A 25306-nucleotide genomic window follows, 5' to 3' on the forward strand; every position below is an offset into this window, starting at 1 on the left:
GATGGATAGAGCAGTGGTATTGAATAAACGCATTATTTTTCACATTGGCCCGCCAAAAACCGGCAGTTCAGCAATACAGCATTTTCTTCACTTACATCGGGAATCACTGGCTGAACACGGCGTGGTTTATCCGCGCCACAACGTGGATGAAAATGGCATCAGTTCAGGTAATGCGCGAACTATTTGCGAAGAAGACCGTGAAGGGCGGCTTGTACTCTGTGCCGACAAGCTTCAACACGTACTGGCAAATTTTGCCGCTGCCACCGACAAACACATCCTGTTGTTCAGCTCGGAGTCTTTTTTTCGTATCGCTGACGATATTCCCAAATATGTGCCAGATGTGGAAATACTGTGCTTTGTTCGAAATCCTATTGAATTTCAGCTGTCTATTTATAATCAGTCGGTGAAACGTCACGGCAACACAGACCAATTTAAACTGAGCTCAACACTAAACCTGATGCAATGGAAGCGGTTGTTGGCGATAAAGCAGCAGGTGGGCGCAGAAAAGTTCCACGGGTTTGCCTATAAACTTCCCGGTGACAGCACAAGTATCATTGACGATGTGCTCAGTGTTCTGGCGTTGACAGGCAAGCTTTTGCCCAACAATCAGGCGGTGAATAAATCTTATGCGTTTGCCGCTCTTGAGTTAAAGCGTTGGCTGAATGGTTTTCCCATTGACAATGTGCAATCGGAACTGGATGCATATTTGCAATCAGTCAGTGATGATGAAGCGGGGTATCGCCTGATAGACGACAGAACACTTGAAACGTACAAAGCTGAATTGCAAAAACGCCAAACTAAGTTCGATGCTTTGCTGGATGCCGATGAATGGCAACGGGTGTTTGATACCCTCGGACATATAGAAGCGCTGCCCGAAAGAAAACAGCAAGAGAACTGCGAGGTGTTCTGCGACATGGTAAACAGGCTCAAAAAAGAGAAACCTCTGTTGTACCTTGCTTTGGCTGCTATTGTCACGAAAACGGCGTCTGCTGATGTACCCAGAGCCTCTAAAGCTCTGTTTACTGCCAGCCCGGCTTTAAAAATAGTCGGGTATGTACAATTGGCTGTGGCATCGGTAGTCAGTAAAGTGCGTCAATTTCAAATCAAAGCTCCATCGAAGCATTCGGACCTGTGACACTCAGACTGCGCAGATAAGCCTTATTCAACCTGTAAAAAACCGCTGTTGACGAGGCGTTGCACCAGGGCAACCCTAACCTGGTTGTCAATGGCTCCTGGAACGTCGGCAATGCAAAACGCTCGGGTGTTTCGAATGAAATCCAGGCTCTCTTTGGCGCCGAGGTGCACCAGTATTTGTTCGCCGGGTTGGGTGAAATCGACAATGTTTTCCGTGCTAATACATTCAGACATGGCCATTGGGTTGTGTTTTACCTTACTGTGTAAACTAACGACAGGGACAGGCTGGGACACAGACAGTTTAGGGAGATCGAGTATCATTTTAGCCCGGCGTCGCTGTAGCGCCATATCGATAAATGCCTTGTCCTGGCAGGCAGTTAACAAAGTCTGAAGCTGTTCGCATACCTCCTCTGCTGTTGAATCAGCGGTTTCGGTTCCGGCCAGGTTATCTGCACGAGGGCCAAAATCTTTGCGCAGGGGAAGCTGTAAATCAGATAAATGGTCCAGTGCGGCGTTGAGCACGTCTCTGGTTGTGAGGGGGACAAACCCTATGGAGAGATGGATCGATTCTGATGTGGACTCCACAGTATGTGCTGTGCCACGAGGCAGATAAATAAAATCTCCGGGTTTTACGTCGACGGTTTTGTACTTAGGCATAGCGGGTGGTAGTTCACCTGCTTTTTTCCAGCGATTGGGAAAGGTTGTAGGCGTATCTGAAATAAACCAGCGCTTGGTGCCTTCAAGTTGAATAACAATTACGTCTACTTCATCGTGATGCACGGGTGCAGACGCCCCCGGAGCACTCCAAAAGGCAACCACGTTCACCGGGGTTTGCAGTACTTTTTCCAGCGCACGTGTGAACAGGCTAAGCGGCTCACTCAGCGCTATTACGTCAGGGATCCTCACCGTATACCCCAAGGCAAAATATTCTTTAATTAGTGCGTAAAAGGCATCGGCGTCTGATACCGCTCTTGCTTTGGGCGGTGGTACTTTCGGCGCATTTGCGTGGCAGGTTAAGGTGGGGGCATAGCGGTCGAAATCTTTGAGCAGCTGTTGTTTGACCGAATGACCACCGAGGACGTTCCGATGCGAGTTTGGGGCGTTCACAAGCGCAGGCCGACGGCCAACAAAATCGTCGAAGAATACGTCGTAAGACAGTGGAGAAAGCACCTGTTGGATGATGTCCTTAGCATCGGAAAGCATAAAAATTCCCTCAATATTCACATGACAACATAATACCATGATGAAAGCAGTGAAGTGGCCTTGTTTCTTTTTTCTGACAAGTTCGAAATGTTGTGCCAGATCAAATTACACAATACTTCACGGGTGTAGTCTATCGCTATATTTTGGGATCCAGACTCAGTCGTTATTCAACGGACCTGCAACGCTGGTAGAACCCTAATCACCGCGGCACAGCGGATACGATTTTGTTTTAACAATGATTTGGAGATAACCGCTATGAGCGATACATTGGTCGAGCTATCGCGATGGCAGTTTGCATTAACTGCCATGTACCACTTTATCTTCGTTCCACTTACCCTTGGTCTTAGTTTTATGCTTGCCATCATGGAATCTGTTTACGTGATGACAGGGAAAGAAATCTACAAAGAAATGACCAAGTTTTGGGGTAAGTTGTTCGGAATTAACTTCGCCATTGGTGTCGCAACAGGCCTCACCATGGAATTTCAGTTCGGCATGAACTGGTCTTATTACTCCCATTATGTAGGTGACATTTTTGGCGCGCCTTTGGCCATTGAAGGTTTGATGGCGTTTTTTCTTGAGTCTACCTTCGTCGGCTTGTTTTTCTTTGGCTGGGACAGAATGTCGAAAGTCAAACACCTTATGGCGACCTGGCTTGTCGCAATTGGATCAAATTTCTCAGCGTTGTGGATCCTCATCGCCAATGGCTGGATGCAATATCCCGTGGGCGCTGAATTCAATATTGAATCCATGCGAATGGAAATGACCAGCTTTGCAGATGTCGTCTTTAATCCGGTGGCCCAGGTGAAATTTGTGCACACAGTGTCTGCTGGCTATACCACAGGTGCGATGTTCGTTTTGGCCATTTCAAGCTATTACTTACTCAAGCATCGACACGTTGCGTTTGCCCGTCGCTCTTTCGCAATTGCAGCGAGTTTTGGTTTGGCGTCGGTGCTTTCCGTTATTATTCTGGGTGACGAAAGTGGTTATGAGCTGGGTGATGTACAGAAAGTGAAGCTTGCTGCAGTGGAAGCGGAGTATGAAACGCACCCGGCTCCCGCGGCATTTACGATATTTGGCATACCCAATGACGAAGAAGAACGCACTGATTACGCGCTGCAGATCCCTTGGGCGATGGGCCTGATTGCTACCCGCAGTTTCGATGAAGAAGTGACAGGCATTAAAGATCTGAAAGCCCACAATCGGGAGCGTATTCTTTCCGGTATACAGGCTTACAAAAACATGGATGCGGTGCGCGATGGCACTGCTACCCCAGCGCAAATTGAATTGTTTGAAGAAAACAAGGGGAATTTGGGCTACGCCATGCTGCTGCAACCTTATACTGACGATGTTACCCAACCATCAGAAACTGCGCTGGACAAAGCGGTAGACTACAGTATTCCTCCCGTAGCACCTCTTTTTTACTCGTTCCGCATAATGGTATTAGCGGGTTTCCTTATGTTGGCATTGTTCGCCGCGTCTTTCTGGTACAGCACAAAACACAAAATTACCCAACCACGGTGGTTGCTTAAAGCGGCATTGTTTAGCTTGCCGTTGCCGTGGATTGCCTGTGAAGCCGGTTGGTTTGTCGCCGAGTTTGGCCGTCAGCCTTGGTCAATCGCCGAGGTATTGCCTGTGCATGTATCTGTGTCAAACCTGTCGGTTTCTGACGTTGTCTTTACCATGGTGGGCTATACCCTCTTTTACACAGTCATGTTCATCATTGGCTTTTACTTAATGAAGAAATTTGCCACCAAGGGCCCTGTACCACCGCAAGATCACGGGGCTGAAGAAGATGTTATTGGCCTTACTACAAAAGGAGCAAACGCATGATTGATTACGAGGTGCTTCGGGTAATTTGGTGGATACTGGTTGGTGTGTTGCTGATTGGTTTCGCTATTACAGATGGATTTGATCTCGGCGTGGGATCGCTGCTCACTATTATCGGCAGAACGGATGACGAACGCAGGGTGATGATAAATACGATCGGTCCTCACTGGGATGGGAACCAGGTGTGGTTTATCACTGCAGGCGGTGCTATTTTTGCTGCCTGGCCAATGATTTACGCTACTGCGTTTTCAGGTTTTTACATTGCGCTGTTTCTTACACTTGCGGCACTGTGGATGCGACCTATTGGATTTGACTATCGCAGTAAACTACCCAGCGATAAATGGCGCAAGGGCTGGGACTGGGCACTGTTCGCAGGTGGTTTTGTCCCCTCCCTAATATTTGGCGTGGCCTTCGGAAACCTCTTGTTAGGTGTGCCTTATGAATTCGATAGTACGTTAAAGTCGACATACACGGGGTCATTTTTTGGCTTGCTTAATCCGTTTGCGATCTTAACTGGGTTGGTGTCTGTTTCCCTGCTGCTCAACCACGGTGCCACCTTTCTGCAGATGAAAACCGATGGTTTTATTGAAATGCGTGCACGGGCTACATCTATGGTGTTGTCCTTAGCAACGGTCTTACTCTTTATTTTAGCGGGTATTTGGGTTGCCTTTGGTATTGATGGCTACGTGATTACGTCTGTCGTGGATACCATGGCAGTGTCAAACCCTACTGCTAAAACCGTAGTCACAGAAAGCGGCGCGTGGATGAATAACTACAGCTTGTATCCGTGGATGATCGCAGCGCCGGTATTGGGTATCGCAGGGGGACTCGCATGCGCCTTTTTCTCAAAACTAGGCCGTGCAGGTTGGGCTTTTGTTTCCAGCTCTGCCATGATAGCTGGCGTGATTTTAACGGCGGGCTTCTCCATGTTCCCGTTTCTAATGCCAAGCAGTACCGTTCCTGGAAACAGCCTGACTATGTGGGATGCAACTTCCAGCGAGTTTACACTTAAGGTGATGTTTGTTGTCGCCTGTATCTTCGTACCCATTGTTCTGGCCTATACCGCTTATGCGTTTTATGTCATGCGCGGTCGGGTGAAACAATCTGATTTAAACAAATCACACGCCATTTACTAGGAGGCATTATGTGGTACTTTACTTGGATTTTGGGTGTACTGTTGGCGTGTTCTTTCGGTATTATTAACGCCATGTGGCTGGAATCCACTGAAAACCTGGACCGCCCTGATACAGAAGAATAAGAGGCAATTTGAGTCAACCCCAACCCCCAACGTTGTCGCGCTGGTTTCAGCGCGTGGTTGCCACCGGTGATGTCGCCCCGCGCGGTGCTCTGGTGGCACTCGTTTTGTTACACGTATTCAGAGACCTCACGCTGCTGGCGGGTTACTGGGGTTTTGCGGCCATCGTAACCGATTGGGTAGTCAATACTAAACCGGGGACGGAGCACATGTGGTGGCTAGTTGCTGCGGCGCTGTTCGCAATGTGGCTAAGTCAGGGCGTTACTTTGTTTCTCAATCATCGCTGGCGCCTTTCGCTACTTTCACAACTGCAAAACCGGTTACTTTCTACCTTTGCCCGCCAGCAACACGCGTTGGCGCGTCAGCACTCATCTTTCTACTGGCAAACTATGTGGCAATTGCATTTGCCCGCCATCGTCAACTGGCACTTCGACTACCGCGTACAGCAAATGGTAGCAGTGATCGTTCCCGTGTTTGCACTAGTGGCTATCTTTGCTGTCAACCTAGTGGTTGGCGCGAGCTTACTGCTGACGCTGCCAGTCGTTCCGGTGTTTATGATCCTCGTCGGCAAAGGTGCGGCAATATTACATCGCAAGCATTTTGTTGCGTTGGAGAGACTGGGAACGCTCTTTGTAGACCGTTTGTCGGCTCTGCCACTGCTATCTCAATTTACCGCTCACGACAGGCAGGGAAAGCTGCTGGATGACGCGGGGCAGCGTCTCAAAGAAAGAGCAATGAAAGTGGTATCCGTCGCTTTTTTATCCACAACAGTGCTCGATTTCTTTTCTACCCTAGCGGTGGCACTCATTGCCGTCTACATTGGTTTTACTCTGTTAGGTGAATTTAACCTCGGCGAAGACATTAATTTGCATCAGGGGCTCTGGTTATTGTTAACGGCTCCCTTGCTGTTGGCGGAAATGAAAAAACTGGGTCAGTTTTACCATCAAAAAGCCCAGGCTGAAGCCGCCCGTGAAGCGCTGGGCGATTTATTGATAGCAGCTGCACCGGTAACCAGCAGAGCAGACTGCACATTCACATCTGTGCATATCCAAGGAGAACTGACCCAGGCACCTATGTTAAGAATCGAAGGCTTAACACTAAAAAATGGAGACTGGATAAAGTTAAAAGGCCCATCAGGTGCGGGTAAAACCGTTTTGATGGAGTATTTGAGTGGGCAACGGCCGGGTTTGGCCACTCCCCTTAGTGAGTATGCTTTGCTTACCCAAACACCGGTGATCTTACCGGGAAGTGTGAGAGATAATCTGACCCTGGGTAGGGCATTTAGTGACTGCGAACTACACCGGGTGATAGAAAGTGTTGGCCTGACAGACTGGGTAAGTGCTTTGCCCGTCCGAATGGATACACCAATGGGCGAGTACCCCCCAATTTCAGGTGGGCAGGCGCAACGCCTGGCACTTGCAAGAATGTTGCTCAGGAACCCTAAAATTTGGTTGTTGGACGAGCCAACTGCCCATTTGCCCACAGAACAACACGATGCTATCAGCTGTTTGATTCGTAAAACATGTGCTAACAGTACGGTAATTTGGGCCTCCCACAAACCCTTGCCCGAAAGTTGGTTTACTCAGCAGTGGCAAATAGCACAAGGCGTATTGTCAGCATGAGTAAAATTCCTTTTGTGAGTTTGTTTTTGGCTGTGGTTCACAGCAGTGCAGGACTACTTATTCTTATATTTTCCAGCTGGTTTATTGCCGCCTGTGCACTTGTGCCCGTCAATTTCAATTACATGTTGCCTGCGGTAATTATTCGCGCTCTTGCACTTATTCGCATTGGGGCTGGGTATGGCCATATGTGGTTGGCTCATCACGATCTACTGGGGCGTACTGCCTGGTTGAGAAGTAATTTATTTCATCGGCTGAAAGATCAACATCTACCGAGTAAAACGGGAGACGTAGAGCGATTGGCGGCACAAACAGAAACCCTGTCATCCATTTGGGTTGGCTGGGTTTCACATCAGGCCAGCGCAGTGGTGCTGATTTTACTGTCGGTGTCGATTTGCAGTTATCTTGCACTGCCCGGATATACTGTCATGTGGGTGATCGCCAGCGCGTGGTTGGTGCTTACAGTATGGCTCATTCAATTTGGCTTCAGAAAAGCCGTAGAACAGACAAAAATGGAGAATCGCTTTCGGTTTGAGTCTGAACATTTTTTTAATAGCAGTAGTTTGTGGCATCTGCAGTTGCAAGAAAATAACGGTACCTTTACATCGCCACCTGAGCTTCGCGGGGTGTGGAAGCAGCATCAAATCATTGAGTCGGCAGGACAGTGGGGATTGTGGCTTATTCAGGGGCTGGCCATCGTTGGTATTTTAGTGCTGTTTGCTAAGCAAACCCTCATAGGTTTTGGTGAGCCAACCGTATTGATTGTTCCTATGCTTTTGCTGAGTATCAGTGATTGGTTAGGGCGACCACTGACTACCGCTGCGCACTACGGCAAGTTTCACCAGGCAAAAGTAGCAGTAGCCGACAACGAGGCTGTATCCTTGCCTGCCCGCGCAGGCGACCAGGCGACCAATCAGATTACCCTCGATCGCTTTCAGGCTGCTACCATCAAAGAGGGCGTTTCTGCAACCATACCCGCACGAGGCCTGGTGATATTGTCGGGGCCGTCAGGCAGCGGCAAATCGTCACTTCTTAAAGCCCTTGCCGGGCTGACAACTGCCAAAGGCAAGTTGCACTTCGACCATAGAAACGTGCAAATAGGGCGGCGAGACGGTTGGATTTACATTGAGCAGTCACCTGTGATCCTTGAAGCCAGTGTGATAATGAATCTGTGCCCTGCGGAGGTGTCACCTGATCCACAGTTGTGTCATCGGGCCATACACATATTTGGGCTTGACCATTTGAGTAATATGAAAGAATGGTTAGGGAAGGGAGGAAGAAGATTATCTGGGGGTGAAGCAAAGAGATTGTCGCTGGCAAGGGCATATATTGCGGAGCCTAAGGTGTGGCTGGTGGACGAACCTTTTGAAGGTCTGGATGTGGACAATCAGGAAGTCATCGCCCGGGCGCTTGTCGCGCAAAGTGAACATGCCCTTGTGATCATCGCCACTCATGTTATACCTGGTACGATAAAGGCTCAGCATCCTCAGTGTATTGTTTTGTAAACGGAATCATTGTGTTTATGTCTTGAGCAGTTTGATTCCTTCAAGCAAATAGGCACTAATACTGGTTTTCGCACTGACAAAAAAACGCCTGATAAGGAGAAAGCCATGGCAACATCACAACCGTTTGAAATAGAGTTTGATGTTCGATTTTATGAAACCGACGGGCTGGGACACGTAGGGAACACGGTTCACGTGGGGTGGTTTGAAGCTGCGAGGGAACCGTTATTCCGGTTGTTCTCTCCAACGTTGGATTTATCGACGTGGCCGCTAATTCTGGCCAGTTATAAGGTCGATTTCCTCGCCCAAATTTATTACGGCAAGCCGGTAGTGGTAAAAACTTGGGTGGGGCGTTTGGGGGGCAGTTCCTTCGACGTATATCAGGAAATCTGGCAAAGTGGTGTTCACTGTGCCACTGGTAACACGACTATGGTACATTTTAATTATCAAAGCCAAAAGGCAGAAGCGATCCCCGATAATATTCGGGAGAGAATGCTCGACCACCTGAGAGAGGCGTAATGCACCCGAGTCAAACCGATTTCATCACTGTGGTGGACGATGTATTGCCACCGGAACTATGCAAGAACATTATCACTGCTTTTGAGAATTGCAGTAACTTGAAACAAGGCCAAACCGGTGGAGGCGTCGACGTAGAAAAGAAGCGCAGTATGGATGTTTCTTTCACTCAGGACCCGGTATTTAAACCCTTTTTGCAGGACGTCATGACGAGAACCGGAAATGCGTTGCTTCGTTACATCGACAACCACTTCTACTCTCTTGTTGGGCCCATTGGATTAACTGTGCGCCATCCTTCCACTGGCGAACCAGTAAAACTCACCGGCGATAATTATGAAGAAGTGGGAAGGCCCAATCTGGCAAATTTGGTTAATTATCTGTTCCGTATCGGTGACATAAACACGCAGCGGTATGCGGCAAACAAAGGCGGATACCCTTATTGGCACTCAGAGATCTATCCGCAACTTCCACATAATGACGCATTGCATCGGGTACTGTTGTTCATGTTCTATTTAAACGATGTGGAAGACGGGGGAGAAACGGATTTTTACTATCAGCAGCGCAGTGTGACACCGAAGGTGGGTAGAATGGTCATTGCTCCCGCCGGCTTTACCCATACCCACCGTGGACAGATCCCGAAGAGTAACGACAAATATATTCTTACGTCCTGGCTGCTATTTAATCCTGCAGAGCGTATTTATACACAGAGGTAGTTTGTTAGTACTTACTAGTTGTGTTGTTACAGACACACCTAGTATTTTTCTACGGCTGTGCCTGTCATTGAGTATCCAACAGAGGCGATATCGCCAACCCAGCCTTTGGTGGAAAGAGTTCCTGTAACCCAAATGGCGTCATATAAATCATCAATGGCCACGCCTTCTTTAAACGTTACATAAACAATCTGGTTGGAAGCTGGTGGTGGTACGTGTATACATGCGCCAAAAAAAGGAACCAATAGAAATTCAGTGGTGAGTTCTTCGGTACCTTCTAATGGGACAACAAAACCAGGGATCTTCACAAACTCCCCGTTTAGCTCATCCACTACAGGTGCGTTGGGTTGCAATTGAGCCATGGTACTTTCGTGGCTGCTGACAGGTGGTGGTGCAAGCTCGTTAAAGCCGGGCGGAACTAAATCTTCCCAAAAAACTTCTTTGGGTGTTTTAGCCGACGCGGTGAGAGCAACGCAACACAGTGTAACAGTCAGCATAAAGGTTTTGATGTAATGCATGTTTTCCAAACCGGTTAATATTTTTATGTCGCTATTATGCCATGTATCGACGACAGTAAAGGGGTCGTTCGGCGAACACATCCCTGTGCTAGTCGATAATTACAACATGGGGCCAAGGAAACGCCCTGTATGGGACTGCTTGGCGTTTGCTACCTCTTCCGGGGTGCCTTGTGCGATAATCTGACCGCCGCCGGAGCCGCCTTCAGGACCCAGATCGACAATCCAGTCTGCGGTTTTTATTACGTCGAGGTTGTGTTCGATAACCACCACGGTGTTTCCGTGATCCCGCAGACGATGCAATACCACCAGAAGCTGTTTGATGTCGTGGAAGTGGAGTCCTGTGGTGGGCTCGTCAAGTATATAAAGGGTTTGTCCGGTATCCCGTTTTGACAGTTCTTTGGCCAGTTTTACCCGCTGTGCTTCACCTCCTGATAAAGTGGTAGCAGCCTGACCAAGGCGAATATAACCCAGACCTACGTCCATGAGTGTTTGCAGTTTACGGGCAATGGATGGAATGGCATCGAAAAAGCTACGGGCGTCTTCAACGGTCATTTCCAGTACTTCGTGAATATTTTTACCCTTGTACTGCACCTCTAACGTTTCGCGGTTATATCGCTTACCCTTGCACACGTCGCAGGGCACGTAGACATCAGGCAAAAAGTGCATTTCCACTTTAATTACGCCGTCGCCCTGGCAGGCTTCACAGCGCCCTCCTTTTACGTTAAAGCTAAATCGTCCGGGTTTGTAACCCCGGGAACGGGCTTCCTGCGTGCCAGCGAACATTTCCCGAATAGGTGTGAAAATACCGGCGTAGGTTGCGGGGTTAGAGCGTGGAGTGCGACCAATTGGGCTTTGATCTATGTCTACTACTTTGTCAAGCTGCTCAAGGCCCGCCATTGTTTTATAAGGGGCGGGTTCTGACGTGGTGGCTTTGTTTAGCTCCCGGTGTGCAATACGGTAAAACGTATCATTAACCAGTGTAGATTTTCCTGAACCGGACACCCCGGTCACACAGGTCATCAAGCCGACGGGGATATTCAGCGTGACGTCTTTGAGATTGTTTCCCGACGCGCCTTCCAACTTGAGCCATTTGTCTTTCTGATGGGCTGTGCGCTTGGCGGGAACGTCAATCTTCTCTCTACCAGACAGATATTTCCCAGTGAGTGAGTCTTCACTATTTAAGATGTCTTCCAGCGAGCCTGCCGCGATAATTTCACCGCCGTGAACGCCTGCGCCTGGGCCGATATCCACCACGAAGTCAGCTTCACGGATAGCGTCTTCATCGTGCTCTACTACCAGCACGGTGTTACCCAAATCGCGAAGACGCGTGAGGGTTTTTAGCAAACGCTCATTGTCCCGTTGGTGTAATCCAATAGAGGGTTCGTCGAGTACGTACATGACGCCTACCAAGCCAGCGCCAATTTGACTGGCTAAGCGGATCCGCTGAGCTTCCCCTCCTGAGAGCGTGTCAGCACTGCGGGACATGGACAGGTAGTTGAGGCCCACATTGACCAAAAAACCAAGTCGGTCGAGAATTTCCTTGAGGATTTTTTCAGCTATTTGCGCTTTTTGCCCCTGTAAATTCAGTGTTTCGAAGAAGTCGTAAGCCTCTGAAATCGACATTTCAGTAATAGTGGGCAAATTGGTACTTTCTATGTAAACGTGACGCGCTTCTTCCCGAAGACGGGCACCACCACAACTGTTACAGGGTTGCTGCGACAGGTGTTTGGCCAGCTCTTCACGCACGGCATTGGATTCCGTTTCCCGGTATCGACGCTCCATGTTTGGAATGATCCCTTCAAAGGGATGCTTGCGCTCCATTACATCGCCGCGTTCGTTTATATATTTAAATTTAAGCGACTTTCCCTTAGAGCCATACAACACCGCGTTTTTTGCCTCTTCAGGCAGTTCGCCAAATGGTGTAGTCAAGCTGAATTTGTATTCGTCGGCAACAGCCTGAAGCATTTGAAAATAATAGTAGCTCCGTTTGTCCCAACCGCGTATGGCACCTCCGGACAAACTAAGCTCGTCATTTGTGACAACCAGCGCTGGATCGAAAAACTGACGGGTACCAAGGCCGTCACACGTCGGGCAGGCACCGGCCGGGTTGTTAAATGAAAACAGTCGCGGCTCTAGTTCGCTCAGGCTGTAGCCACAGTGTGGGCAGGCGAAGTTGGCGGAAAACATGATTTCTTCCGCGCCCGGATCGTCCATGTAGGCCACTTTTGCGTTTCCGCCAGCGAGCTCGAGGGCGGTTTCGAAAGATTCAGCAAGGCGAAGTTGTAAATCGTCCCTCACTTTGAAACGGTCTACAACCACTTCAATGGTGTGTTTTTTTCGCAAATCCAGCTCTGGAGGATCCGATAAATCACACACTTCACCATCAATTCGCGCTCTGATAAAGCCCTGTGCAGCCAGGTTCTGCAGCGTTTTTACGTGTTCGCCTTTGCGTTCTTGTATCACTGGTGCCAGCAGCATTAGCTTTGTGCCTTCCGGCATATCTAACACTTTGTCCACCATCTGACTGACAGTTTGTGCGTCCAGGGGGACATCGTGCTCAGGACAGCGTGGTGTGCCCACGCGAGCAAACATTAAACGCAGGTAATCATAAATTTCGGTAATAGTTCCAACGGTGGAGCGAGGATTGTGCGATGTTGATTTTTGCTCGATGGAAATAGCAGGAGACAAGCCTTCGATGTGATCGACATCTGGTTTCTCCATCATGGACAGAAATTGGCGGGCGTAGGCTGAAAGTGACTCTACGTAGCGCCGTTGACCTTCAGCATAAAGGGTATCGAAGGCGAGAGATGATTTACCGGAACCCGACAGGCCCGTAATTACCACGAGTTTGTCTCTGGGAAGGGTTAAATCGACGTTTTTTAGATTGTGGGTGCGGGCACCCCGTATTTCGATTTTGTCCATTGAAACCTGAGAATTGCCAAAAGAGAAATTATGCCACACTAGGCGCGAAAATTAATCATTACTTACGTGTTATCAGTCACAGAGATCAGTTGACAAGGCCGGTACACTGGGCGGATTTATTATCTGTGTTACACTTCGCCCTCAAAGAAGAACGGGGACGATGCTGTTGAACGCTACTGAAATTCGCGCTGCTCTTGCACTGGCGCTAGTTTACGTATTAAGAATGATGGGTCTTTTTATGGTGATGCCGGTGCTTGCCGTGGCTGCTATGGATTACCCTGATTATTCGCCCATGCTGGTAGGACTGGCTGTGGGGGGCTATGGTCTTACTCAGGCGGCGTTGCAAATCCCCATGGGCATGATGTCAGACCGTTGGGGGCGCAAACCCGTCATCTTGCTCGGTCTCGCAGTGTTTGCGGCCGGTTCGCTTATTGCTGCGTCGGCAGAGTCGATGGCGTTATTGATTGCCGGTCGCGTACTGCAGGGAGCGGGCGCTATTGCGGGCGCTATAATGGCCTTGGCAACGGACGTTAGCCGAGAGACGCAGCGGGCGAAGGTCATGGCAGTGATTGGTATCGCCATTGGTTTTTCATTCTATCTCGCGGTGCTTATCGGGCCGCTTATTGCACAGCATTGGGGGTTGTCAGGTGTATTTGGCATTACCGGTATTCTTGCCGTTTGCTGCATGCCCTTAGTGAAGTGGGGGGTTCCCAATGCGCCAAGCAGTGCCAGTGGTGACACCTTGCCCCATCTTTCAGAGGTAAAAAGCCTGTTTTTATCACCTCGCTTGTGGCGGCTGAATCTCAGCGTAATGGTGTTACATATGCTCATTACCCTGCTATTCGTGCAACTTCCCCTCACGTTGCTGAATTTTAACGTTACTCTGGAAAGTCACTGGATGATTTACCTGCCAGTACTGGGTGTATCCATTATTGGACTTGTTGTGCTCATGGGTATAAGCCGTGGAAGAACACCAAAATCAGTAATGCTGACTGCTGCCGGGTTAATGATGGCCGCATTCTTTATGCTACATATGCAAGATCATCACTGGTGGATCGTCATGGCAGCCGTAGTGATGTTCTTCACGGGTTTCAACTATCTTGAGGCCAGTTTGCCGGCATTGGTATCTACTTTGGCCCCGGTGGGTAAAAAAGGTACGGCCATGGGCATTTATGCCAGTTTCCAGTTCTTCGGCGCGTTTCTCGGTGGACTTATGTCGGGTTTGGTGACAGATATATGGTCGCCGAAACTGGCTTATCTCGCTGGCGCGATTGGTGCTGCGATTTGGATCATGGTGTTGTCTGGAATGCGTGAGGTGAGCAAACTAAAACGTCTGGTATTACAAGCCGACGTGTCAGTATCGCGCCAGGTAGCGTTGAATAACGCACTTATGGCGCTGCCGGGTGTGGATGATGCGGTAACATCAGCAAAAGAGCGCGCGGTGTACCTGAAAATAGAAAAGAATTTCGATATCGACGAAGCCAGAAAGGTTATCGCCCAGTTTATCTGATGCTAGCCTGGATCTGTTGAGAGGGCCGCTTATTCATCGGTTTGTCATTAATGGTGACATATTATGGGCTCAATTTGAGTAGGTTATCCAGTAAAAAAAACAGCGCAATAGGACAGTAAGGAGAGTGATGTTACATGCTTGATTTAAACGGTTTCAAAGGCATTATTTTCGACATGGACGGCACGTTAATTGATTCTATGGGCGGACATAGTGTTGCCTGGCAGAAAACCTGTGAGCAGTTTGGTTACCCGTTTGATGCGGAATACATGCACAACCTTGGCGGTGTTCCCACACTTGAAACGGTGGATTTACTCAACGAAAAGTATGTCAGAAATCATGATCGAGAAACGGTGGCAAATTTTAAGAATTCGGTGAGAGCTGCCATGCAAGATACACCGGAGCTTATCCAGGATACTCACGCCATTTTCACTCACTACCGGCCCTTTAAGAAAATAGCTGTAGGGACGGGGGCCGAACGCTCCCACGCGGAATTCCTGTTGGCGCATCATGGTTTATTATCTTCACTGGATGCGCTGGTAACGGCCTCAGACGTGGAAAATGGAAAACCAGCACCGGATACGTTTCTCTCAGCTGCCTCACAAATGGGGTTAAAACCCGAAGACTGTGTTGTGTTTGAGGATACAGAAATAGGCAAGCAAGCAGCGACCCGAGCAGGTATGCACTGCATTATGGTTGTTGAGGGAAAAGTACGTTACTGAACGCGGGGTGCCTTAGCGCCGTGGATCCCGGCAGTGTGTTGTTTCTCCAGCGCACAGCCGTAGCGATAGGTGCGGTTCATGCGAACTACGGAGCGGGTAATAGCTTGTTGAAATAATGCATCTGCGGCTAAGGGAGCAGACGCCGGTTGAATTGCCATACCCTTAAATTCCCTGATCGCAGTTTTTTCTTCGCTATTAGGAGCCTGATATTGGGCTGATATAACAACATTCGCAATGATACTGTCACCGTAGCTTTGCAAGAAGCTCTTATTCAGAGTGACAAACAAATGACCGTGCTGGGGTATTGGGGTAAGTGAGAAGTTGGCCTCGTTGAGAGCAGAGAAGATCCATTGCTTCATTTTTTCGGGCCCGATTGTATCTCCTGCCGCAGGAACAATTGGCGATGCGCGTTGATCGTCGTAGGCCAGTAAACTTGCTGGACAATAGGATTTCAGTGAATCGCGAATGGCTTTTTCTTCGGCTTCTGACAGGCGTGTTTGCGGCGGTTTGTCGTCATCGGTGGTTACACAGCCTCCTAAAATACTGAAGGTTAACACCATGGCTGCAACGGTTTTTGCGTGCCTTTCGATCATCTTTTTTTGCATGCCGGTCGTATCCTCATTACACTGCGCAATCGGTACTGATGTTACCTTAATGTCCGGTCTGAGTTGTCTGGTTTTTAACTTTTATTTGTTACAGAGCGTAAACCACTGTGTTCATTCTTAGTCGAAAAATTACCTTGTTTTTCTGTTTGTCGTTTTTACATGGATGTGCCATCGATGTGAGTTCGTCCAGTTATTTACATCAGGATCCGAAACCGAAAGGGCTGGATATCACAGCGTTGACCCAGGCGGTAAACGAAGACGAGGCCGCCATGACCATCACCACCGTCGAAATTAAAAACGGACAGGAACTGACCCTAAAAGGGGTTGCTGTGGCATATCCGGACCCTATCGTGAATATTGTGTTGTATGCAGACAACGGTATGAACATAAGCAAGAACGCTCGGTTAATACACGAATTTGGAAAACTCCCGGCAAACATATTGTGGGTAGACTACCAAGGTACTGGTGCAAGCCAAAAGGCGTCCAGAGCAAGAATGTATAATCTTAAACGCGACGCACTGGTTGTTTACGACTATGCGGAAGAAGTCTTTACTAATGATTTACCCACTGTAGTGCACGGCATTTCAATGGGGTCTATTTTGGCGTCTTACGTTGCGGTGAAACGAGATATTGATGGCCTGGTTTTAGATAGTGCGATTAACCGGGTGAACGATGTAGTGCAAAACATGGTGCCCGACTGGACACGGCTCTTTACCTTTCTAAAAGTATCCCCCGAGTTGGCGATTATCGAGAATGATGACTTTGTACGCCAGTTCGACAAACCTCTGTTTTTGGTGGTAGGTGATAAGGACAGGATCACCCCTATCACCTTTAGTCGGGAATTGTATGAAGCTTCTCCCAGCGAAGATAAAATGATATACGTTGTGCCCGGAGGCAAACACAATAAATCGATGAGTTATCCAGATGTAAAAGGCCAGTACCGTTTGTTTATCAAAGCGGTAAAAGCGGCCAGTAATACACCTTAGCTTAAACGTTAAATCCCTCTGGCACTCTACAAACACGAGTGTCGGCAATCAAATCGTGTACACATCGTTTGTCTGCGCGGAAGATAAACAACACATCGATCAGAGACAGTATACTGCCAACTACTGGAATATAAGCCACGATACTGATAGGCAGATAACGTTTGAGCATAATGGTAGAAAAAGTGGCTTGGTTGTCTTCAAGATCTTCAATTCGGATTTTTAAAAATCGCTTTCCCACTGTCTGGCCGTAATTAAATAATATAAAGCCGTGAACAAGAAGAAAGCTAGCAAACCCATAAACAAAGATCATGGCCGTTAAACCGATGGATGGCTCTTGCAGGTTTTCTAGGCCGACGACAAAAAACAGCGGAATGGTAATAAGTATAGATACCACCGCGTCAATAAGGGCGGCAGCAAAACGTTCGCCTCTTGATGCCAGACGATCCTCAACTACGGAAGCAGCTCGCATCGCTTCGCTCGGCAGCCCTGAGCCATCGGTATTAATTTCAGAAACGGTATCGCCATCGTCCACTGCGGCTTCTTTTCGCGCAATGGCGGCGTCTATTTCCGCCGCCCGTTCCGGGTCAGCTTCTCTGTTCATCGCTGCTGACAGCGCACGCAACTCATCCAGACTAAGTCCATCATAAATACCGGGTTCGGCCATGAAAAAATACTCCTATTTGGTTTGCATTACATAATGCCTTTTTTTGAGAGAAAAAAAAGTACTCTGTTGCACTGCCTGTGGTACGTTTCGCTACCTTCAGGTTCAATATTGTCGCGTTTGTGGTAGTTGCGATCTCTGCCGCTTTTTATATTACATGGTGGTAAACTACGCGTTATTCATTCACTTAACGCTGAATTAATCAACGTGAAAATTTCTACTTTACTTTTTTCGACAGCGCTATTCCTTTCACTAAGTGGATTGTTAACTGCGCAGACCCTTGCAGGGCCGGCGTTGCCCGATGATGTGACCCCCGAACTCAGTGTCGGCGGACCTTACGCCGTAGGTGTGACAACGCTGAACTTGCAGTATTCCCAGCAGGTAGAAAACATACAAGGTGAAAAACAGCGCCGCAGTCTTAAGGTGGAAGTCTGGTACCCTGCAGAGCGTGCGGGCGCTAATACCACTTATGACAACGAAACTCGCAGCGGTAAACCCTTCAGTATAGTGACGAATGCATCAAGGGATGTGGAAGTTCTCACCAATGACTTCGCATATCCAGTTATTGTGCTGTCTCATGGTTACACAGGTTATCGCACCATTATGTACTATTTGGGTGAGCATCTGGCTTCCTATGGCTATATTGTTGCGGGCATCGACCACACTGATTCAACCAATGAAGATGTAGACTTCGCGAACGGGCCCTTCGCCGGCTTTCCAAGTACGTTGATGAACCGTTCACGGGATCAGGTGTTTACCTTAAATGCCTTGCTAGACCATGCTCTGTTTAAAGAGCTAGCCGATCAGGAAAGAGCGGGGTTAATTGGGTATTCAATGGGGGGCTTTGGTGCAGTGAATACCGTGGGAGGGTGTTATTCGTTTAGCGAAGAGTTAGCCGCACAGTTTACGGGGGCAGCGTCACAAGACACGGCAAAAAAGGCGCAAAAATTGTTGAATACCTGCGCTGGCGGAAAACAAGACAGCAACAGCGTGGACCCCAGGTGGAAAGCGATGATGGCTCTGGCTCCCTGGGGGGGCCAACACAAGTTGTTTGACGAGAAAGCTCTGGCTACTATTGCAGTGCCAGTGTTGTATGTTGGGGGGGAATACGATGATATATCCGGCTACGACGGTATTAAATGGTTGTTTGAACATACAGGGAGTAAAGAGTCCCAATTGTTGACTATTAAAAACGCGCGGCACAACATCGCTCCCCATCCGGCGCCGGCACAAGCGTACGGTAGCGAATTTGATATTGGACATTACCTTGAGCCCGCATGGCGGTCAGAGTCGCTAAACGCCATTAACGCGCACTTTGCTCTGGCGCTGATGCATTGCTACGTAAAAAACATCCCCGCGTACTGCGATTATCTCACTGTATCAGGGAGCAGCGCTCAAGAAGTGACAAACGGCGTACAACCCGAGGTATGGAAAGGCTTTGATCATCGTTACGCCCTGGGACTTGAAATGACACACAAGGGTAAAAAAAAGCGGTGAGGATTTCCTCACCGCTTTGTATTTGTGTTAGTAGAATGAGCCTTTATACGGCGTCTAACTTATAGATAAGCGCCGTCTGTGGGAACAGTACTGGCATTTGCAAACCGAACTTCATTAGGGCTTCTCCGGTAAATACCTTGCCATCTGCTGTTTGCAAAATAGAGGGCGAGTACTCCTTGAGTTTTTCTGGCCACACACGGGTAATACGGTATGACTTCGCGCTGTCTAACCCTGCGAAGAGGAAACGCAACGGCGTGGTTTTTGGTGTTTCTACCACACTGTTATAGGCAAACACCGCTTCAGACTTGTCTTTCGATACATAGCCAAATTTCACGTTCAGTTTGTCGTCATCCATGCGGAACAGATCGCCAGAATGGGTTAGATGTCTGAACGATTTATACAGTGTGATGGCATCTTTCAGAGCTCCGGTTTCCTGTTCGGTGAGCTCTCTTGGATCCATTTCAATGCCCATGTGGCCGAACATGGCCACGGCTGCGCGCATTTCGATAGGAATATTACGCCCGGTAATGTGACAATCTCTGGGGCCAACATGGGCACCCATCACTTCTGAGGGGAAGAAATAAGAGAATCCGCGTTGAATGCGCAGGCGATCCAGGGCATCGTTGGAATCAGACGTCCAGAAGCGGTCAGTATGCTGAAGTATACCTAGGTCAACACGCCCACCACCGGAGCAGCAACTTTCAATTTCAATGCCCGGATGCGCGTCTTTCACCCGCTGAATGAGTTGATATAACGCCGGTATTTGGCCGTGCATTGCAGGCTTGCCCTTAAGGTTACCCGGATGGTTCACATCGCGGTTCATGTCCCACTTGATGTAGCTGATCTTTGGATAAGTACTTAAGACGTCAGTAATGACCTTATATAGATACTCAACCACATCCGGGTTAGTTAAATCGAGCACTAACTGGTTGCGGAAAGGGACGTGGGGGTTATTCTTGGTTTGCAACGCCCACTGGGGATGAGCGCGGTACAGGTCACTGTCTGGGTTTACCATTTCAGGTTCAAACCAAATACCAAATTCCATTCCCAGTCCGGTTACGTGATCGATCAGTGGGCCGAGGCCTTCGGGGTAGATAGATTCATCCACGGTCCAGTCACCTAAACCGGCTTTGTCTGAACGGCGGCCTTTAAACCAGCCATCGTCGAGCACAAATCGCTCCACACCCAAGGGGGCCACTTTGTCGGCCAATGCTTTAAGTGTATCTACGTCGTGGTCAAAATAGATGCCTTCCCAGGTGTTGTAATGTACGGGGCGGGGTTTGCTGTCTGCATTGTGCTTTAGCACATTGCTGCGTATGTAGTTATGGAATTGTTGTGACAGCGACGAGAAGCCTTCGCAACCGAAACCGCTGTAAAGCACAGGAGATGAATAGGATTCACCTGCAGCCAATTGAACTTCTCCGGGAAATAGAAGCTCGCCAAACTGTACATAGCTGCGGCCATCTGCCATTACCTCAGCACGCAGCTTGTGGTTGGCCGATGCGCCTAAGTGGAAGCCGAAACACTCGCCAGCTAGTTCGCTGGTACCCTGTGGAAATGCAATCAGGCCTGGGAAGGTGTCGTGGGAGGTTTTGCCTCGGCGGTTTTCTCTCACATAGCTACCAAAGAAGAGATCGTGATCAGCGGTTTGGAATTCGTTTGACCAGCGCCCTTCGAAGGTTTTTATCTTTGTCACATTCATAGGCAGGGTAAGACTGGCGGCGTTGAGGTACGCCAGATTTACAGCTTGAGAGCCTGTGTTGGTGAGCGTAGATTTGTACGTTGCTACACTGCTGTTTTCATCGAGGACTACCTGCGTCACCAGTAGCATATTACGGTGTTCGTCTTCCCCGATAAAGGTTACTTTTAGCCCTTGTTGTTCGATGGCAGTGGTTTGGAAACCCGCAGACCATTCGTCCTGTTGGCCGAATACTTCCAGTCCCGGTGCACTGGTAATACCTTCGCCGTGGGTGGGTACGAGTGATACCGGGGGTTCGACAACAGGTGCGCATTTCGCTTCCTGACGTGTACTTAGCAGGCTAAGCATCGCGCCATCTGTGGCGGTACTCAGTGGTTCACCCATATATAAAAGCGATGGGCTACGACCCTGACAATCGAAAATGATTGTCGTGTATGCGTTGTCCAGTCTGACAAATTGAGGAAGAGAAGACATAAAAACCTCATAAATAGTGTTAAAAAAGGAAGCCCCGCGCAGGGCTTCCATTGGGTGACTCGTTTGAACCAGGTTTTTTCGCTAGTTCAGGCCGCCGTTTCCTTGCTGGAAATAGCCATGGAAAACTGTGCCTTTTGTCCAAAAATAACTTTGTTCACCAGCAGCGCAAAACTCACACATGAGAGCAAAGTAATAAACATCAGGTGAATATAATGCAGGCCAAACGGAGCGTAAATCGGAGAAAATTCAAAGCTCAGCAAGGCGTAAAGAGCCACGCCGAAAACGACTGAGCCGATGGCTGCATTGGCGTGAACGTTTTTAAACAGCAAGCCGACAATGAATACAGACAAAATGGGCATGCTAAGTAACCCGTATAACTGCTGCACCAGGTTTATAATACTCTCTGCCTGTTGGTAAACGGGAATTAATGCCAAAGACACAAAACACAGAAGAACAGTTACAAATCCACTCAGTTTTGGGACATTAGGCGACTTATCGACGTAGGCCTCGTGAATGTCACAAACATAAAGTGCTGTGGCAGAGTTGAGATTACTGTTAAAAGTAGTGAGTACAGCTGCGGCCATAGCCGCGGCAAAAATGCCTGATAGCCAGTCAGGTAATACAGTAGCCACAATACGTCCGTATGCGCTGTCACCAATGTCGCCAAAGAGTTTGTAGGAAACTATTCCAGGCACCACAATGATGGCCGGTACAATAATCAGGCGAATACCCGCTGCGGCGAATACCCCTTTTTGCGCTTCTTTTAACGACGGTGCAGCCATGGCCCGTTGCGTAATGACCTGGTTGGTACCCCAGTAGAACATTTGAATGAAAATCATACCGGTAAGCAGTGTGTGCCAGGGAACGGGAGAGTCACTGCCACCGATAAGGGTAAGGCGTTCTTCGGGAATACCGTCGAAGTTATAGTCAATGGCCTGCAACGCGAGAATAGTTACGACGACTGCCATGGTTAACAAGAGTACGCCAGAGTATGTGTCGGATACGGCAACGGCGCGAAGTCCGCCGAAAATCGCGTACAGGGCTCCGACAATGACAAATACCACAGCGATGTACATGAGCGGTAATTCCACGTTGAACATGGATTGCATGAATAGAGAGCCGGAGTAAATTACCGCCGGGCAGAAAATCAATGCACTACCGAGAAAGAACAGGGCGCTGATAACCGCGCGGATATGTTTATTGTGGTAACGTTGTTCAAGCAATTCTGTGGTAGTGGTACATTTGAATTTGTAATACACGGGCAGAAAGACTTTTGCCAGAATAAACAGGCCTACTACAGCAGACAGCTCCCACAGGGCGAGCAGAGCCATTTGATTGCCGTTCATACCTACCAGTTGGTCGGTACTGAGGTTTGTCAGTGTGATACTGCCAGCGACAAAGTACCAGGCGAGACCGCCTCCGGCAAGGAAGAACTCGCGGTTTTGGTTTTGTTGTCCGTTGCGATTTTGCCCCCGGCAACTTAAGTACGTTAACAACCCGATAAGGGCTGTAACGAACACAAATACGGACACCTGAATAGTGCTTGAATACATCGAAAGCTCCTTAGGCGATGATTATGCTTTGCTTGTTTCTAGTTTTATATTGGAAATGGCTTTGCCGGGGTATTTCTTGTTGTGTAATCGGATAAGCCGGTTCATTTGAAACACTGACCCCAGTATATTGGCCAGTACAGACAAACACTGTTTGCCGTTCAGTAACGCCAGTTGCTCTGCGTCCAGCGTCTGTAATTGTTGTTCGTTGACAGTTGCCAGCCCGCCTACGCGCTGCTGCGTATTGTCGGCATATTCTATGATGAGATCGACGGCGCGGATCAGACCCATTGATGCCATCTCCTCCAGCAGAGCGCTGGTTTGAGCCATGGCCATTGACCGTTCTTCAAGCAATTTTCGCTTGTTGTCTAAAAAGGCAGATGGTCGTTTGCTAGAGAGAAACAGCGCGCTGCCATTTTTCGTATTTACTGCTGCAGACGCCAAGTCTATAAGCAGAGTGTGCTTACCGTTGTTTTCTTCTATTTGCAGTGAAAAAGGCAGGGTTTGCAAACTGAGTGGCGTGTAATGTGCCACCCATTCGTCGAGTTGAACAAAAACATTTTCGTTGAGTCCCAATCCACACAGAGCTGAAATGGTCCAGCGCTGGCTGTTGGCAACTTTGCTAAAAAACAGGGGAAATTCACTCGATGCCTGCACCGCTTCTTTTAATTCCACATTGAGCATGTGGAAACGGCTGTACAGCGCAGGTAACTGATGTTCGTCAATGCGAACATCGCCATGGGCTTGTGGATTAACAGGTTCAAAATTTTGCATGTGTGTATCCTAGGCACTCAGCCATTGTTCGATGTAATCACGATGGTTAGGCAGTGCCTGCATTTTTTGTTCGGTGATCAGTTGATTTTGATTTATCAGCGATTGTGCCGTTGCATCCATCTTGTTGAGGTGTGAGTGGATAGAAAAATCAGGAGCAAACCCCATTCCGTATAAAACGTACTGATAACTGGCCGCTGGAAATAATTCAATAGCCGCTGAGAAGTCGGCAATTTGTGGGCCGCGATAGCGCCATATTTCCATGTCTTCTTTTAATGAATCTGGAATGGTTAGCGGATCTTTGTTGGCCTGCCAATAAGGCTCTTGTCGCTCTGTCAGTACATAATGCAGCTTGAGAAAATCGATAATACGCTGCCAGCGATAATTCATTTGTTCATTGAAACGCTTGCTCACGACCGGTCTGGCCGACACTGGCATGGGCATTTGTTCGGCGATGTAGCGGGCGGAGATTTCAATCAACATAAGCGCTGTGGCTTCCAGGGGTTCGACAAATCCTGCCGCCAGCCCAACGGCAACGCAATTGCCCTTCCACAGGGTTTTGCGGTAACCCGATTCAAATTTAATAACCCGTGGCGTTAGTGACTTATGCGCTTCACCCACATAACGCATGAGGGTGTCGCATGCGCGGTCTTCTTGCATAAACTCAGATGAGAATACGTGACCAACGCCTCGTCTGCTGGTTAGCCCGATATCCCAGATCCACCCGGCTTGCTGAGCTGTGGCCTGAGTGTAGGGTTTAATTTCGTAGTCATCTTCGTAGGGTACGTGAAGGGCTAGCGCCGTGTCGTTAAACAACACATCACTGGTTGAGGTCATTTTCTCTCCCAGTGTTTCACCTAACAACAGTGAACGAAAGCCTGAACAATCCACGAAAAGATCGGCACTGAGGGATTCACCGCTATTCAGCGTTATACAGTCGATGGCATCTTCGCCTGTTCGGTGGATGTGTTCTACGGTGGCCACCAGGTGTTTGACCCCTAATTTTTCCTTGCAGAACGTTCTCAGCATATCAGCGAAGGCACCGGCGTCTAGATGGTACGCATAGTTAGATTGCGCACTACTGTACTCACTATCAGACAGCGTTCTCGGAGCCAGATTTTTCTCACACACGTGTTGTTGAAAATTAACCGCGGTGGCAAATGAAGAGATGTTATCCAGGTATGGCGCTAGTTCAATGCGCCCATAGCCCAAAGGCACTGTAAACGGATGATAGTAAAAGTCACCATTGCCATGAACCCAATTGATGAATTTGCCACCTTGTTTAAATGCGGCACTGCACTGACGAAACACTTCTTTTTCAGACAAACCAATGTCTTTTAACGTGTTTCTCATCGTCGGCCAGGTACCTTCTCCCACGCCAACGGTGGGAATATCGGAAGCTTCTACCAAAGTGATATCCAGCGCACACCTGCCTTTGTCAATGTTGTGTTTGGCCGCAACGATCGCCGCAGTGAGCCAGCCGGCAGTGCCGCCGCCTACTATCACTATACGTTGTTTCTCAGAAGCTGTTCCGGGTTGTTTCATGGTCACTCGTCAGGTTTGTTGGGGTTGTGCCATTTATCCATAGGCACTGATAAAAATCCAGGCAACCTATGGATAAATGGCAG

Annotated in this window: 21 protein-coding genes; 12 read left to right on the plus strand and 9 right to left on the minus strand. The window is 48.6% G+C overall.

Features of this window, described 5'->3' with window-relative positions:
* Window position 1: 1 nt before the first annotated feature.
* The gene (locus tag KO518_RS02055; protein WP_216024138.1) at window positions 2–1135 is read left to right on the plus strand and encodes a hypothetical protein; all 1134 of its coding nucleotides are present in this window, start codon (window positions 2–4) and stop codon (window positions 1133–1135) included.
* Between the two features lie 23 nt (window positions 1136–1158).
* Here KO518_RS02055 and KO518_RS02060 read toward each other — a convergent pair whose 3' ends face one another.
* Complete coding sequence (locus tag KO518_RS02060) at window positions 1159–2337, minus strand: cupin domain-containing protein (RefSeq protein ID WP_216024139.1); 1179 nt, start codon at window positions 2335–2337, stop codon at window positions 1159–1161.
* Window positions 2338–2592: 255 nt separating this feature from the next.
* On the opposite strand from KO518_RS02060, the gene KO518_RS02065 reads away from it, so the two are divergent.
* From KO518_RS02065 to KO518_RS02095, 7 genes are all read left to right on the plus strand, one after another.
* Window positions 2593–4167 carry a cytochrome ubiquinol oxidase subunit I gene (locus KO518_RS02065; protein ID WP_216024140.1) on the plus strand — a complete coding sequence of 525 codons (1575 nt, stop codon included), beginning with the start codon at window positions 2593–2595 and terminating at the stop codon, window positions 4165–4167.
* Window positions 4164–5300, plus strand: coding sequence for a cytochrome d ubiquinol oxidase subunit II (gene cydB, locus KO518_RS02070; protein WP_216024141.1), 1137 nt, complete (start codon window positions 4164–4166; stop codon window positions 5298–5300). Before KO518_RS02065 ends, cydB begins: the two co-directional genes overlap by 4 nt.
* Window positions 5301–5308: 8 nt before the next feature.
* Window positions 5309–5422, plus strand: a complete 114-nt coding sequence (gene cydX / locus KO518_RS02075) for a cytochrome bd-I oxidase subunit CydX (protein WP_216024142.1) — start codon at window positions 5309–5311, stop codon at window positions 5420–5422.
* Between the two features lie 8 nt (window positions 5423–5430).
* Entirely contained in the window at window positions 5431–7041 is a 1611-nt protein-coding gene (locus KO518_RS02080; RefSeq protein ID WP_216024143.1) for an ATP-binding cassette domain-containing protein, read from the plus strand.
* Complete coding sequence (locus tag KO518_RS02085; protein WP_216024144.1) at window positions 7038–8543, plus strand: ATP-binding cassette domain-containing protein; 1506 nt, start codon at window positions 7038–7040, stop codon at window positions 8541–8543. Before KO518_RS02080 ends, KO518_RS02085 begins: the two co-directional genes overlap by 4 nt.
* 105 nt (window positions 8544–8648) lie before the next feature.
* The gene (locus tag KO518_RS02090; protein ID WP_216024145.1) at window positions 8649–9059 is read left to right on the plus strand and encodes a thioesterase family protein; all 411 of its coding nucleotides are present in this window, start codon (window positions 8649–8651) and stop codon (window positions 9057–9059) included.
* Window positions 9059–9769: a 2OG-Fe(II) oxygenase gene (locus KO518_RS02095; RefSeq protein WP_216024146.1), complete on the plus strand. Its 711-nt coding sequence runs from the start codon at window positions 9059–9061 to the stop codon at window positions 9767–9769. The genes KO518_RS02090 and KO518_RS02095 overlap by 1 nt, the downstream gene beginning before the upstream one ends.
* Before the next feature lie 38 nt (window positions 9770–9807).
* Here KO518_RS02095 and KO518_RS02100 read toward each other — a convergent pair whose 3' ends face one another.
* Together KO518_RS02100 and uvrA are read right to left on the minus strand one after the other, a co-directional pair.
* Window positions 9808–10263 carry a DUF3299 domain-containing protein gene (locus KO518_RS02100; protein ID WP_371742231.1) on the minus strand — a complete coding sequence of 152 codons (456 nt, stop codon included), beginning with the start codon at window positions 10261–10263 and terminating at the stop codon, window positions 9808–9810.
* A 120-nt stretch (window positions 10264–10383) separates the two neighbouring features.
* On the minus strand, window positions 10384–13206 hold the full coding sequence (gene uvrA / locus KO518_RS02105; RefSeq protein ID WP_216024148.1) for an excinuclease ABC subunit UvrA: 2823 nt from the start codon (window positions 13204–13206) through the stop codon (window positions 10384–10386).
* A 166-nt stretch (window positions 13207–13372) separates the two neighbouring features.
* Between uvrA and KO518_RS02110 the strand changes: the two genes are divergently transcribed.
* On the plus strand, window positions 13373–14716 hold the full coding sequence (locus KO518_RS02110) for an MFS transporter (protein ID WP_216024401.1): 1344 nt from the start codon (window positions 13373–13375) through the stop codon (window positions 14714–14716).
* Between the two features lie 134 nt (window positions 14717–14850).
* Window positions 14851–15435, plus strand: a complete 585-nt coding sequence (locus KO518_RS02115; RefSeq protein WP_216024149.1) for a beta-phosphoglucomutase family hydrolase — start codon at window positions 14851–14853, stop codon at window positions 15433–15435.
* Here the strand turns inward: KO518_RS02115 and KO518_RS02120 are convergent.
* The gene (locus KO518_RS02120) at window positions 15429–16040 is read right to left on the minus strand and encodes a hypothetical protein (RefSeq protein ID WP_216024150.1); all 612 of its coding nucleotides are present in this window, start codon (window positions 16038–16040) and stop codon (window positions 15429–15431) included. The two genes, KO518_RS02115 and KO518_RS02120, sit on opposite strands and share 7 nt — an antisense overlap.
* 176 nt (window positions 16041–16216) lie before the next feature.
* Here KO518_RS02120 and KO518_RS02125 point away from each other — a divergent pair, with 176 nt between their 5' ends.
* On the plus strand, window positions 16217–17026 hold the full coding sequence (locus tag KO518_RS02125) for an alpha/beta hydrolase (protein ID WP_216024151.1): 810 nt from the start codon (window positions 16217–16219) through the stop codon (window positions 17024–17026).
* 1 nt (window position 17027) lies between these two features.
* On the opposite strand, the gene KO518_RS02130 is transcribed toward KO518_RS02125, so the two are convergent.
* Window positions 17028–17690 carry an RDD family protein gene (locus KO518_RS02130; RefSeq protein ID WP_216024152.1) on the minus strand — a complete coding sequence of 221 codons (663 nt, stop codon included), beginning with the start codon at window positions 17688–17690 and terminating at the stop codon, window positions 17028–17030.
* Between the two features lie 210 nt (window positions 17691–17900).
* On the opposite strand from KO518_RS02130, the gene KO518_RS02135 reads away from it, so the two are divergent.
* Window positions 17901–19184 (plus strand): alpha/beta hydrolase family protein, encoded by a 1284-nt coding sequence (locus KO518_RS02135; RefSeq protein WP_371742232.1) that lies wholly within the window; start codon window positions 17901–17903, stop codon window positions 19182–19184.
* A gap of 43 nt (window positions 19185–19227) precedes the next feature.
* Here the strand turns inward: KO518_RS02135 and KO518_RS02140 are convergent, their stop codons facing one another.
* From KO518_RS02140 to KO518_RS02155, 4 genes are all read right to left on the minus strand, one after another.
* Complete coding sequence (locus tag KO518_RS02140; protein WP_216024154.1) at window positions 19228–21357, minus strand: alpha-galactosidase; 2130 nt, start codon at window positions 21355–21357, stop codon at window positions 19228–19230.
* A gap of 86 nt (window positions 21358–21443) precedes the next feature.
* Complete coding sequence (locus KO518_RS02145) at window positions 21444–22910, minus strand: SLC5 family protein (RefSeq protein WP_216024155.1); 1467 nt, start codon at window positions 22908–22910, stop codon at window positions 21444–21446.
* Window positions 22911–22931: 21 nt separating this feature from the next.
* Window positions 22932–23681 (minus strand): SapC family protein, encoded by a 750-nt coding sequence (locus KO518_RS02150; RefSeq protein ID WP_216024156.1) that lies wholly within the window; start codon window positions 23679–23681, stop codon window positions 22932–22934.
* A 9-nt stretch (window positions 23682–23690) separates the two neighbouring features.
* Window positions 23691–25223: a tryptophan halogenase family protein gene (locus tag KO518_RS02155; RefSeq protein ID WP_216024157.1), complete on the minus strand. Its 1533-nt coding sequence runs from the start codon at window positions 25221–25223 to the stop codon at window positions 23691–23693.
* Between the last annotated feature and the right edge of the window lie 83 nt (window positions 25224–25306).

It is taken from the genome of Aestuariibacter sp. A3R04, from assembly GCF_018860805.1.
Taxonomy (GTDB): domain Bacteria; phylum Pseudomonadota; class Gammaproteobacteria; order Enterobacterales; family Alteromonadaceae; genus Alteromonas.

What these genes read in the sequence shown, in the direction of transcription:
- KO518_RS02055 (WP_216024138.1), top strand. Translation starts at nt 2, where the DNA reads ATGGATAGAGCAGTGGTATTGAATAAACGCATTATTTTTCACATTGGC.
- KO518_RS02060 (WP_216024139.1), bottom strand. Translation starts at nt 2,337, where the DNA reads ATGCTTTCCGATGCTAAGGACATCATCCAACAGGTGCTTTCTCCACTG.
- KO518_RS02065 (WP_216024140.1), top strand. Translation starts at nt 2,593, where the DNA reads ATGAGCGATACATTGGTCGAGCTATCGCGATGGCAGTTTGCATTAACT.
- cydB (WP_216024141.1), top strand. Translation starts at nt 4,164, where the DNA reads ATGATTGATTACGAGGTGCTTCGGGTAATTTGGTGGATACTGGTTGGT.
- cydX (WP_216024142.1), top strand. Translation starts at nt 5,309, where the DNA reads ATGTGGTACTTTACTTGGATTTTGGGTGTACTGTTGGCGTGTTCTTTC.
- KO518_RS02085 (WP_216024144.1), top strand. Translation starts at nt 7,038, where the DNA reads ATGAGTAAAATTCCTTTTGTGAGTTTGTTTTTGGCTGTGGTTCACAGC.
- KO518_RS02090 (WP_216024145.1), top strand. Translation starts at nt 8,649, where the DNA reads ATGGCAACATCACAACCGTTTGAAATAGAGTTTGATGTTCGATTTTAT.
- KO518_RS02095 (WP_216024146.1), top strand. Translation starts at nt 9,059, where the DNA reads ATGCACCCGAGTCAAACCGATTTCATCACTGTGGTGGACGATGTATTG.
- KO518_RS02100 (WP_371742231.1), bottom strand. Translation starts at nt 10,263, where the DNA reads ATGCTGACTGTTACACTGTGTTGCGTTGCTCTCACCGCGTCGGCTAAA.
- uvrA (WP_216024148.1), bottom strand. Translation starts at nt 13,206, where the DNA reads ATGGACAAAATCGAAATACGGGGTGCCCGCACCCACAATCTAAAAAAC.
- KO518_RS02115 (WP_216024149.1), top strand. Translation starts at nt 14,851, where the DNA reads ATGCTTGATTTAAACGGTTTCAAAGGCATTATTTTCGACATGGACGGC.
- KO518_RS02120 (WP_216024150.1), bottom strand. Translation starts at nt 16,040, where the DNA reads ATGCAAAAAAAGATGATCGAAAGGCACGCAAAAACCGTTGCAGCCATG.
- KO518_RS02130 (WP_216024152.1), bottom strand. Translation starts at nt 17,690, where the DNA reads ATGGCCGAACCCGGTATTTATGATGGACTTAGTCTGGATGAGTTGCGT.
- KO518_RS02140 (WP_216024154.1), bottom strand. Translation starts at nt 21,357, where the DNA reads ATGTCTTCTCTTCCTCAATTTGTCAGACTGGACAACGCATACACGACA.
- KO518_RS02145 (WP_216024155.1), bottom strand. Translation starts at nt 22,910, where the DNA reads ATGTATTCAAGCACTATTCAGGTGTCCGTATTTGTGTTCGTTACAGCC.
- KO518_RS02150 (WP_216024156.1), bottom strand. Translation starts at nt 23,681, where the DNA reads ATGCAAAATTTTGAACCTGTTAATCCACAAGCCCATGGCGATGTTCGC.
- KO518_RS02155 (WP_216024157.1), bottom strand. Translation starts at nt 25,223, where the DNA reads ATGAAACAACCCGGAACAGCTTCTGAGAAACAACGTATAGTGATAGTA.